General features: G+C 67.8%; 9 protein-coding genes. 4 read left to right on the forward strand and 5 right to left on the reverse strand.

Going from position 1 to position 10,782, the window contains the following annotated elements:
* Positions 1-58: 58 nt before the first annotated feature.
* Positions 59-793 (reverse strand): class I SAM-dependent methyltransferase, encoded by a 735-nt coding sequence (locus AruCF_RS16435; protein WP_080977443.1) that lies wholly within the window; start codon positions 791-793, stop codon positions 59-61.
* 244 nt (positions 794-1,037) lie between these two features.
* On the opposite strand from AruCF_RS16435, the gene AruCF_RS16440 reads away from it, so the two are divergent.
* Both AruCF_RS16440 and AruCF_RS16445 read left to right on the forward strand, forming a co-directional pair.
* On the forward strand, positions 1,038-1,652 hold the full coding sequence (locus tag AruCF_RS16440; RefSeq protein WP_020927313.1) for an SCO family protein: 615 nt from the start codon (positions 1,038-1,040) through the stop codon (positions 1,650-1,652).
* A gap of 141 nt (positions 1,653-1,793) precedes the next feature.
* Positions 1,794-2,045 carry a GlsB/YeaQ/YmgE family stress response membrane protein gene (locus tag AruCF_RS16445; RefSeq protein ID WP_049074432.1) on the forward strand — a complete coding sequence of 84 codons (252 nt, stop codon included), beginning with the start codon at positions 1,794-1,796 and terminating at the stop codon, positions 2,043-2,045.
* Between the two features lie 80 nt (positions 2,046-2,125).
* Here AruCF_RS16445 and adeC read toward each other — a convergent pair whose 3' ends face one another.
* From adeC to AruCF_RS16460, 3 genes are read right to left on the reverse strand one after another with little or no spacing between them, the layout of a single operon-like run.
* Positions 2,126-3,616, reverse strand: coding sequence for an AdeC/AdeK/OprM family multidrug efflux complex outer membrane factor (gene adeC / locus AruCF_RS16450; protein WP_049074433.1), 1,491 nt, complete (start codon positions 3,614-3,616; stop codon positions 2,126-2,128).
* Entirely contained in the window at positions 3,613-6,795 is a 3,183-nt protein-coding gene (locus tag AruCF_RS16455; protein ID WP_049074435.1) for an efflux RND transporter permease subunit, read from the reverse strand. The genes adeC and AruCF_RS16455 overlap by 4 nt, the downstream gene beginning before the upstream one ends.
* Positions 6,796-6,809: 14 nt before the next feature.
* Positions 6,810-8,003, reverse strand: coding sequence for an efflux RND transporter periplasmic adaptor subunit (locus tag AruCF_RS16460; RefSeq protein WP_049074437.1), 1,194 nt, complete (start codon positions 8,001-8,003; stop codon positions 6,810-6,812).
* 336 nt (positions 8,004-8,339) lie between these two features.
* Here AruCF_RS16460 and AruCF_RS16465 point away from each other — a divergent pair, with 336 nt between their 5' ends.
* Positions 8,340-9,245 (forward strand): LysR family transcriptional regulator, encoded by a 906-nt coding sequence (locus tag AruCF_RS16465; RefSeq protein WP_006394388.1) that lies wholly within the window; start codon positions 8,340-8,342, stop codon positions 9,243-9,245.
* A gap of 86 nt (positions 9,246-9,331) precedes the next feature.
* Here the strand turns inward: AruCF_RS16465 and AruCF_RS16470 are convergent, their stop codons facing one another.
* Positions 9,332-10,063 (reverse strand): pseudouridine synthase, encoded by a 732-nt coding sequence (locus tag AruCF_RS16470; protein ID WP_049074441.1) that lies wholly within the window; start codon positions 10,061-10,063, stop codon positions 9,332-9,334.
* A gap of 126 nt (positions 10,064-10,189) precedes the next feature.
* Between AruCF_RS16470 and AruCF_RS16475 the strand changes: the two genes are divergently transcribed.
* Positions 10,190-10,782, forward strand: a 593-nt coding sequence (locus AruCF_RS16475; RefSeq protein WP_083036810.1) for a chorismate--pyruvate lyase family protein, incomplete at its 3' end; no start/stop codon positions are given.

The following is a 10,782-nucleotide window of genomic DNA, read 5'->3' on the forward strand; positions in this document are numbered from 1 at the left end:
CCCTTGGGGGCAGCGACCCGCGCGGCGGCGCAGCGTGGGGGTATTTTCTCCGGTCACGCTAGCCCGCCCCCGCACGGCGCGCCGACACCACCAGCCAGCGCCCGTGGACCGACGGGTCCGAGCCCGCCTGGCGCCAGAAGTGGCGGCTGTCCTCGTCCTGGGCGCGCTTGCGACGAGCCTCGCAGTAGCGCCGCGCCTGCCAGCCCAGCAGCCGGTCGAGCCAGCGCCGCTGTCCGCCCTCGGCAACCGCATGCAAGGTGATGTCGCGGAAACCATGATGCGCCAGCAACCGGTGCAACTGCGCAAAGCCCCAGGGAAACAACGCGGCGTTGTCGCCCCGCTCCGTCTCGTTCCCGGAATTGGCCGGCACGCCGCGCACCAGCGCCTGCAGGCGCGCCCGCACGTGGCCGGCATTGGGCGTGGTCAGCACCAGAGTGCCGCCCGGGCGCAGCGCGTCATGGAAGCCGCGCATCAACACGTCTGGATTGGCCGCCACGTGGATCGCCTCGCTGCAGACCACCGCGTCATACGGCATGGCGGCGGGCAACGGCGTGTCCAGGTCATGCACGGTCAGGCGACGGTAGCCACTGGCAGACGCCGACGGCGTGGCCGGGCCGATGCCATCGACCTCGACCTCGCGCCCGGTCGCGCGGCGCGCCATGTCGCCCAGCCAGCCGCGGGCGCACGGCGCGTCCAGCACGCGGTCCGCCAGGCGGCTGCGCAGGATGTCGAGCACCACCGGGTAGTACGGAAAATAGGGATAGCCCAGCGCATGATTGGCCGTGGAGCGCATGAGGGAGACCTCGCCATTACTGACACGGACCTGAATGTAGCGGGCAGCGATGGACCACGTGAGCCGTTTTGCCAGATCTCCAACAATATTCCGACAAAGCTTCACAATTGCCGCGCGACGCGGGCCGGCCCGCCGAGCCGGCGCGTCCTTGCGCCAGGACAAACCCGGCCGCGCACCGCCGCCGGGCCGGCCCGCGCCTGCGGGTAGAATCGACGGGTTTATCCCCCAACCGGCGATGGAATCCATGCGACACCTGCTTACCGGACGCGCCTGGCGCGGTCTTTTCCTGGCCCTGTGCATGCTGCTTGCCGCTTGCGGCGACCGCAATGTCGATTGGACGCTCTACAACGTAAAGGGCCACCTGCCCGACCTGAAGTTCTCGCTGCCGGGCGCCGGCGGCAAGACCGTCAGCAGCGACGACCTCAAGGGCAAGACCGTGCTGCTGTTCTTCGGCTACGCCAGTTGCCCGGACATCTGCCCCACCACCATGGCCCAGTTGACGGCGGTGCTGCAGAACCTGGGCGACAAGGCGCGCGACGTGCGCATCGTGTTCGTCAGCGTCGACCCGCACCGCGACACGCCGGATATCCTGCAGGCCTACGTCAATGCGTTCAACAACCAGGCCATCGGCGTCACCGGCAACGAAAAGCAGGTGGCCGACCTGGCGCGCCGCTACCGCGTGGCCTACCAGATCGAAAAGCCCCGCCCCGGCGACGACGCCGACCAGTACGAAGTGACGCACAGCCGTGGCGTGTACATTTTCGACAATCAGGGCCGCGCCCGCCTGCTGGCCTCGGACACCGACAGCATCGAGGCGATGACCAAGGACCTGCGCCAGTTGATCGACCTGACTTCGTAAGGCCGCATGCAACATTGCTGCATGGCGACAGGCCGCGGCATGTTGCGCGCCAGCGCCAAACACCAGTTGTTACAGCCCGGAAGCCGCGCGCGTGAGTAATATCAGGGCACATCGCCCTTCACCCTCGCAAGGAGTACGCGCATGAGCATCATCATCATGATCATCGTCGGCTTCATCGTCGGGCTGCTCGCCCGCGCGATCATGCCCGGAGACCAGAACATGGGGATCATCATGACCACCATACTGGGCATCGTGGGCGCCGTCGTGGCCGGCTTCCTCGGCCAGAAGCTGGGCTGGTACGCCCCGGGCGAACCGGCCGGCTGGATCGGCTCGGTGGTCGGCGCGATCATCGTCCTGTTCGTGGTCGGCCTGATCGCCAAGAAACGCACCTGACGCGCCGCGCGCGCACCACGCAAAGCGGGCCGATCTTTCGATCGGCCCGCTTTTTTCATGCTGTCGGACTGCCCCGGGGATCAGCCCCGCTGGCCGTCGGCAGCGGGCGCGGCGTCCGGCGCCGGCTGCGCCGCCGTGACCGTGCGCTCGGTCCAGCCGCCGCCCAGCACCTTGTACAAGGTGACCAGGTTGGACAGGCGCGCCAGGCGCGTATCGACCAGCGACTGCTGCGCGGTGTAGAGCGAACGCTGCGAATCGAGCACCGTCAGGTAGTCGTCGATGCCCTGGCGGAAGCGCTGCTCGGACAGGTCATAGGCGCGCTGGTTAGCGGCCACCAGCAGTTGCTGCGCCTGGATCTGCTCGTCCAGCGTGCCGCGGCCGGCGAGCGCGTCGGCCACTTCGCGGAATCCCGTCTGGATCGTTTTCTCGTACTGCGCGATCTGGATGTTCTTCTGCACCTTGGCCAGGTCCAAGCCCGCCAGCAGCGAGCCGCCGGCGAAGATCGGCACCGTGATCTGCGGCACGAAGCTCCAGGCGCCCGAACCCGCGTTGAACAAGCCGCCCAGGCTGGCGCTGGCGGTGCCGGCGTTGCCCGTCAGGCTGATGGTCGGGAAGAATGCGGCGCGGGCCGCGCCGATGTTGGCATTGGCGCCCTTGAGCTGGTGCTCGGCGGCGCGGATGTCCGGACGGCGCGCCAGCAGCTCGGATGGCAGGCCGGCCGGCAGCGCGGTCGGCAGCATGCCGTCGTCAAGCTTGACGGCGTTGTCCAGCGCCGCCGAGATTTCCGGCGACAGCGGCTGGCCCACCAGCAGCACCAGCGCGTTGCGGTCCTGCGCGGCCTGGCGCGTGTACTGCGACAGGTTGCGCTGGGCGGTGCGCAGCGACACTTCGGCCTGGCTCAGGTCGAGCGCGGTGGACAGGCCCTGGTCATAGCTCTGCTTGGTGAGCTTGTAGGAATCATCCTGGCTCTTGAGCGTGTCGCGCGTCAGGCTCAGCAACTCCTGGTCGGCGCGCAGCGTCAGGTAGGCGTTGGCCACTTCGGCGATCAGCGTCAGCTGGGTCGCGGTGCGGGTTTCGTCCAGCGCCAGGTACGATTCCAGCGCCTTGTCGCTCAGGCTGCGGATGCGGCCGAACAGGTCCAGCTCCCACGAGGACAGCGCGGCGCCGACCTGGTAGTTGTGGCTGGTGGTGGCCTGGCCGCTGGGCGACAGGTCGGCCGGCGTGCGCTGGGCGGTTTCCTTGCCGGCGATGCCGACGCTGGGCAGCAGGTCGGCGCGCTGGATGCGGTACTGGGCCCGCGCGGCCTCGACATTCAAGGCCGCCACGCGCAGGTCGCGGTTGTTGGCCAGCGACTGCTCGATCAGTTGCTGGAGCAAGGGATCGGCGAAGAAGTCGCGCCAGCCGATGTCGGCGGTGGCCACCGGACCGGCGGCATCGGCCTTGTAGGCCGGGCCGGCCGGATAGGCCGCCGAGACCGGCGCGTCGGGCCGTTCGTAGGTCGGGGCCAGCGAGCAGCCCGCCAGGGCCGCCGCCAGGGAAAGGGAAACCAGGGTTCTCATCTGCAGCTTCATTGCGGTTTTCCTTCGACGGACACGTCCTGCGCGTCGTTGGCGCTGGGGTCGTGCGGATCGCGTCGCGCGCTCATGCGTTGCACCTTGAACAGGCGCAGCATGATCACGAAGAACGCGGGGACGAAGAAGATGGCCAGGAAGGTCGCGGTCAGCATGCCGCCGATCACGCCCGTGCCGATGGCGTTCTGGCTGCCCGAACCGGCGCCCGAGGAGATCGCGAGCGGCACCACGCCCAGGATGAACGCCAGCGACGTCATCAGGATCGGGCGCAGGCGCTGGCGGGCGGCGTGGATCGCCGATTCCGTCAGGCTCGCCCCGGCCTCGTAGTGCTCCTTGGCGAACTCCACGATCAGGATGGCGTTCTTGGCCGCCAGCCCGATCGTTGTCAGCAGGCCGACCTGGAAGTACACGTCGTTGGACAGGCCGCGCAGCAGCGTCGCGCCCAGCGCCCCGATGATGCCCAGGGGCACCACCAGCATGACCGCGGACGGAATCGTCCAGCTTTCATACAGCGCCGCCAGGCACAGGAACACCACGATCAGCGAGATCGCGTACAGCGCCGGCGCCTGGGCGCCCGACAGGCGTTCTTCGTACGACATGCCGGTCCACTCGAAGCCCACGCCAGTGGGCAGCTTGCTGGCGATGCGTTCCATCTCGTCCATGGCCGCGCCCGAGCTGTAGCCCGGCGCCGCGCCGCCCTGGATGTTGTACGAAGGCACGCCGTTGTAGCGGTTCAGCTTCTGCGGGCCGAAGCTCCAGGTGGCCTTGGCGAACGCCGAGAACGGCACCATGTCGCCATCCTTGTTGCGCACGTACCATTTGTCCAGGTCTTCGGGCAGCATGCGGGCCGAGGCCTCGCCCTGCGCGAATACCTTCTTGACGCGGCCGCGGTCGATGAAGTCGTTGACGTACGACGAACCCCAGGCGGTGGACAGCGTGCTGTTGATGTCCGACACGGCCACGCCGAGCGCCCGCGCCTTTTCGCGGTCGATGTCGAGCTGGTACTGCGGCGCGTCCTCGATGCCGTTGGGGCGCACGCCCTGCAGGATCTTGCTCTGCGCCGCCTCGCCCAGCAGCTGGTTGCGCGCGGCCAGCAGTTTTTCATGGCCCACGCCGGCGCGGTCCATCAGCTGGAAGTCGAAACCGTCGACGTTGCCCAGTTCCATCACCGAAGGCGGCGGCACCACGAACAGCTGGGCGTCGCGCTCGGTCTTCCTGAAATGGGCGTTGGCGCGCGCCGCCACGGCGGCCGCCTTGAGATTGGCGGCGCCGCGGTCTTCCCAGTCGCGCAGCTTGATGAACAGGATCGAGGCGTTCTGGCCACGGCCGCCGAAGTTGAAGCCGTTGACCGCGAACACCGAGGTGACGGCATCCTTCTCTTCGGTCAGCAGGTAGTTGGTGGCCTCGTCGATGACGGCCTTGGTGCGCTCGGCGGTGGCGCCGGCGGGCGTCTGGATCTGGGCGAACAGGATGCCCTGGTCCTCGGCCGGCAGGAACGCGGTCGGGATGCGGGTGAACAACCAGCCCATGGCGATGACGATGGCCAGGTACACCACCATCAGGCGCTTGGTGCGGCCCAGGCCGCGCGCCACGGTATTGGCGTAGGCGTGGCTGCTGCGGTCGAAACTGCGGTTGAACCAGCCGAAGAAGCCGCGCTTGGTGCCATGGTGGCCCTTCGGGATGGGCTTGAGCAGCGTGGCGCACAGCGCCGGCGTGAAGACGATGGCGACGATCACCGACAGCACCATCGAGGACACGATGGTGATGGAGAACTGGCGATAGATCACGCCGGTGGAGCCGCCGAAGAAGGCCATCGGGATGAACACCGCGGCCAGCACCATGGCGATGCCGATCAGCGCGCCGGTGATCTGGGTCATGGACTTGCGCGTGGCCTGCTTGGGCGTGAGGCCCTCCTCGGCCATAACCCGCTCGACGTTTTCCACCACCACGATGGCGTCGTCCACCAGCAGGCCGATGGCCAGCACCATGCCGAACATGGTCAGGGTGTTGATGGAATAGCCGAACGCGGCCAGCACGCCGAAGGTGCCCAGCAGCACCACCGGCACCGCCAGCGTCGGGATCAGCGTGGCGCGGAAGTTCTGCAGGAACAGGTACATCACCAGGAACACCAGGATGATGGCTTCCACCAGCGTCTTGAACACTTCCTCGATCGACAGGCTGACGAACGGGGTGGTGTCGTACGGGTAGACCACGTCCATGCCCGGCGGGAAGTACGGCTTCAGGTTGTTGATGGTGTCACGCACCGCCTGCGCCGTATCCAGCGCGTTGGCGCCGGGGGCCAGCTTGATCGCCAGGCCCGAGGCGGGCTTGCCGTTGTAGTAGCTGTCGATGGCGTAGGTCTGGCCGCCCAGTTCGATGCGGGCGACGTTGGCCAGGCGCACCTGGGAACCGTCGGCATTGACCTTGAGCAGGATGCGGCCGAAGTCTTCCGGCTTTTCCAGGCGCGAGGGGCCGATGATGGTGGCGTTGAGCTGCTGGCCGCGCACCGCGGGCAGGCCGCCCAACTGGCCGGACGACACCTGGACGTTCTGTTCCTTGATGGCGTTGACCACGTCGACCGTGGTCAGGCCGTAGTTCACCAGCTTGGCCGGATCCAGCCAGATGCGCATGGCGTACTGCGAGCCGAACAGCTGGAAGTCACCCACGCCCTGCGTGCGGCTGATGGGATCCTGGACGTACGAGGCGACGTAGTCGGCCAGGTCGTCCTTGGTCATCGTGCCGTCGGTGGACACGAAGCCCGCCACGATCAGGAAGTTCTTGGTGGCCTTGGTGACGCGGATGCCCTGCTGCTGCACTTCCTGCGGCAAGAGCGGCTGCGCCAGCGACAGCTTGTTCTGCACCTGCACCTGCGCGGTGTCGGGGTTGGTGCCCTGACGGAACGTCAGCGTGATGGACATGCTGCCGTCGGCGTTGCTTTCCGAGGAGATGTACTCCAGGCCGTCAAGGCCGTTCATCTGCTGCTCGATCACCTGCACCACGGTGTCCTGCACCGTCTGCGCCGAGGCGCCCGGGTAGGTCACCGCGATGCCGATGGCCGGCGGCGCGATGTTCGGATACTGCGAAACCGGCAGCTTCAGGATGGACAACGCGCCGGCCATCATCAGCACGATCGCGATCACCCATGCGAAAACCGGTCTATCGATAAAAAACTTTGCCATGCAAGGCTCCCTGACTACTGCTTGGCCGCCGCGGCGCCCGCCTGCGGTTGCTGCGCCGGCTTGGCGCTGGCTTCAGAGGCAACCACCTCGACGCCCGGGCGCACCATCTGCACGCCTTCCACGATGACCTTGTCACCGGCCTTCAGGCCGTCGGTGACCAGCCACTGGTCGCCGATGGCGCGGTCGGTCTTGATTTCACGCAGTTCCACTTTGTTCTCGGCATTGACCACCAGCGCCGTCGGCAGGCCGCGCTGGTTGCGCGTCACGCCGCGTTGCGGCACCAGCAGACCGTCGGCGGCAACGCCGTCGACCAGGCGGGCGCGCACGAACATGCCCGGCAACAGGCGGCGGTCCGGATTGGGGAACACCGCGCGCAGCGTGACCGAGCCGGTGCCCGGGTCGACGGTGACTTCGGAGAACTGCAGCTTGCCCTGCTGGGTGTATTGCGAGCCGTCTTCCAGCGTCAGCGTGACCAGCGCGGCCTGCTCGCCCTCGGCCTTCTTCAGTTGACCGCTGGAGAGCGCGTTCTGCAGGCGCAGCAATTGCACGCTGGACTGGGTCACGTCGACGTAGATCGGGTCGATCTGCTGCACGGCGGCCAGGGCCGTGGCCTGGTTGGCCGTGACCAGCGCGCCCTCGGTGACGGAGGAACGGCCAATGATGCCGCTGATCGGCGACAGCACCTTGGTGTAGACCAGGTTGATGCGCGCGGTGTCGAGCGCGGCCTTGGCCGACAGCACGTCGGCGACGGCCTGGTCGCGCGCCGCCACGGCGTTGTCGTAGGTCTGCTGGCTGACGGCGCGGGTGGCCACCAGCGGCTTGTAGCGTTCGGCCAGCAGCGCGGCGGTCTTCTGCTGCGCCTGGGCGCGCGCCAGGGCGGCCTTCTGGCTGTCGAAGCTGGCCTGGTAGAGCGCGGGGTCGATCTGGTAGAGCTGGTCGCCGGCCTTGACCTCGCCGCCCTCGGTGAACAGGCGCTTCTGCACGATGCCGTTGACCTGCGGCCGCACTTCGGCGACGCGGAACGGCGAGGTGCGGCCGGGCAATTCAGTGGTCAGGGAAACCGGCTTGGTGGTGAGCGTGACGACCGTCACCTGCGGCTTGCCCGCCTGGGGTGCTTCCTGTTTCTTGCCGCAAGCGGCCAACGTCAGGGCCGATGCCGTCAGCGTAAGCACCGCCGCACCGCGCCACATCGCGCTTTTCTTGTTCATAGATTGCATTCCCGATTTCCAACTAAAAAGGTAGCGTCATACCCGCCCGCCGTGGCCTGCGCCCGCGGGGCGACCGCGCTGGCCGCCGGGCAACCGGCGACAGCAACGGCGCAACCCGAACCGCGCATCGTTGCGGCTCGTGAGGATTGACTGGGGTGTGGTTTCGCCTCAGACATTCAGGCAGGGCTTCGACGCTTTGCTGCATTGCAGAATCGGCATTTTGCGTTATCCCGCCCGAGAAACAAAGAGGCATATTGAGAAAACATCATTCCAGATATGGGACAATAAACCGCCCCATCCTGTGACAGAATCCCTTCCATGAAACGTCTACAAGGCATGGAACTCTTCGTGGAAGTCGCCAAGACGCACAGTTTTAGCCGTGCGGCGGCCGCTCTGGGGGTGCCCAAATCGACATTGTCTCGCCAGGTGGCCGAACTGGAACGGTCGGTGGGCCTGCGCCTGCTCAGCCGCACCACCCGCAAGGTGGAGCTGACCGACGCCGGCCGGCTGTATTTCGAGCGCTGCCAGCGCATCGTCGCCGAGGCCCAGATCGCCCACGAGGAACTGCAGAAGCTGGTCGACACGCCGTCCGGCCCCCTGCGGGTGAACATGCCGGCCGATTTCGGCACCGATTTCCTGGCTGAATCGTTCATGGAATTCTCGCGCCGTTATCCCGACGTCACGTTTTTCCTGGACCTTGCCAATCCCGATCACGCGCAACGCGTGTTCCAGACCTGCGATATTTCCATCGAGATCGGCGAACTGCCCGATTCGACGCAGATTGCGAGGCTGCTGGGCATGCTGCCGGCCCATCTGTACGCCTCGCGCGAATACCTGGAGAAGCACGGGGAACCGAAGCACCCCAGTGACCTGACCCGCCACGAGTGCATCGAGTTCCGCGCCGAAGGCGCCGGCCGCGTCACCCGCTGGCCGCTGAACAGCGGCGACCAGCACATCCAGTTCACCCCCGGCAACCGCTTTTCCGTGAACGGCGTGGCGATGGCGCGGCGCCTGGCGATGCTGGGCGCGGGCATCACCGTGCTGGTCGGCGGCCAGACCGCCGAGCAGAAATCCGGCCAGTTGCGGCGCGTGCTGCCGGACTGGCAACTTGGCCCATTCCCCGTGTATGCCGTCACGGAAACCCGGCTGCTGCCCGCCAAGACCCGGATCTTCATCGAGTTCCTGATGGAGCGCCTGGGCGGCGACGGGCAGGCGAAGGATACCGCGCCCTTCATGAAATGAAAGGCGGCCGGAAACAGACTGAAAAATTTGTGCGCGGCCGGCGAGCGCCGGCCCCCTTGGCGGGCGGCATGTCGCGCCCGCCGCGTTCAGAAGCGTTCGTCGTCGCGCAGGTAGCGCCACTGGCCCAGCGGCAGGTCGCCCAGGGCCACGCGGCCGATGCGCACGCGTTTCAGACCCACCACCTTGAGCCCGACCAGTTCGCACATGCGGCGAATCTGGCGCTTCTTGCCCTCGCGCAGCACGAAGCGCAACTGGTCGTGGTTCTGCCAGCGCACCTGGGCCGGCTTGAGCGCCTTGCCGTCCAGCGACAGGCCGTGGTTCAGCAGCGCCAGGCCGTTCTCGGAGAGTTCGCCCTGCACCCGCACCAGGTATTCCTTGTCGATGCTGGAGTCTTCGCCGATCAGCAGCTTGGCCACGCGCCCGTCCTGCGTGAGCACCAGGAGGCCCTGCGAATCGATGTCCAGCCGCCCGGCCACGGCCAGGCCGTCCAGGTGGCCGCGCTCGAAGCGCTGCGGGCTGCGGTCGCCGGCAAAGCGCGAGCGCGCGTCGATCAGCGCCACCGCGGGCGTGTAGCCCTTTTCGGCCTGGCCCGAGACGTAGCCCACCGGCTTGTTGATGAGGATGGTGACGCGCGACGTCTGGCGCGCCTGCGCGGCGCGTTCCAGCGTGATGACCTGGTTCGGGAAGGCGCGCGCGCCCAGCTCGGACACCACTTCGCCGTCGACCCGCACCCAACCGCGCTCGATATAGCTGTCGGCCTCGCGGCGCGAACAGAGTCCACGCTCGGACATGAGCTTGGAGATTCGTACTTTTTCCATGGCCGGTATTGTATGCGCAGGCCCCGCCCGCGCCGCCGCCGAGCGGCCGCCAGCGCCCCTGCGGCAATTGGCCACAGGGCGCGGGGGCCAGGCCGCGCGCCGGCCTTGGCATAATACGCAGCCATGATGACCTCAGCAGCAGCACATCGCCCTCCCCTGGCCGCCGGCTGGCTGGCCAGCGCCCCGCCTGTCCTGACCCTTGCCCAGCGCCATTGGCTGTTCCGCCCCGGCGCCCTGACCGCCGGCCTGCGCCAGGTCGGCCAGGTGCGCCTGCGGGTGCTGGCCGAGTACGCCGACGGCGCGCCCGCCGACGAAGCGCACGCCATGCGCATCGCGCCCGGCGCGCCCGTCTGGGTGCGCGAGGTGCTGATGTCGGTGGACGGCATCGACAGCGTGCCGGCGCGCAGCCTGACGCCGCTGCGCGCCTCGCACGGCGCCTGGCAGGGCATGCGGCGGCTGCTGACGCGGCCGTTGGCGGACATGCTGTATCACGACAGCACCGTGATCCGCTCGCCGTTCGCTTGCCGCCGGCTGGCCTCGCCGGTGCCGTTTCACGCCACCGCCGCTGGCGCGCTGGCCGCCAATGGCCGCCGGTGCGACGCCGAGCGGGTCTGGGCGCGACGCTCGGTGTTCTGGCGCCAGGGCCAGCCGCTGCTGGTGGCGGAATGCTTCCTGCCGGATTTCTGGCGCCTGGTGGCCGGGCGCGCGGCGCCGCCGCT

Origin of the sequence: Achromobacter ruhlandii, from assembly GCF_002082135.1 — a bacterium.
Classification (GTDB): Bacteria; Pseudomonadota; Gammaproteobacteria; order Burkholderiales; family Burkholderiaceae_B; genus Achromobacter; species Achromobacter ruhlandii.

Bases quoted from the DNA above. Each gene is read 5' to 3' on its own strand.
- AruCF_RS16435 (WP_080977443.1), bottom strand. From the start codon at position 793: ATGCGCTCCACGGCCAATCATGCGCTGGGCTATCCCTATTTTCCGTAC.
- AruCF_RS16440 (WP_020927313.1), top strand. From the start codon at position 1,038: ATGCGACACCTGCTTACCGGACGCGCCTGGCGCGGTCTTTTCCTGGCC.
- AruCF_RS16445 (WP_049074432.1), top strand. From the start codon at position 1,794: ATGAGCATCATCATCATGATCATCGTCGGCTTCATCGTCGGGCTGCTC.
- adeC (WP_049074433.1), bottom strand. From the start codon at position 3,616: ATGAAGCTGCAGATGAGAACCCTGGTTTCCCTTTCCCTGGCGGCGGCC.
- AruCF_RS16455 (WP_049074435.1), bottom strand. From the start codon at position 6,795: ATGGCAAAGTTTTTTATCGATAGACCGGTTTTCGCATGGGTGATCGCG.
- AruCF_RS16460 (WP_049074437.1), bottom strand. From the start codon at position 8,003: ATGAACAAGAAAAGCGCGATGTGGCGCGGTGCGGCGGTGCTTACGCTG.
- AruCF_RS16465 (WP_006394388.1), top strand. From the start codon at position 8,340: ATGGAACTCTTCGTGGAAGTCGCCAAGACGCACAGTTTTAGCCGTGCG.
- AruCF_RS16470 (WP_049074441.1), bottom strand. From the start codon at position 10,063: ATGGAAAAAGTACGAATCTCCAAGCTCATGTCCGAGCGTGGACTCTGT.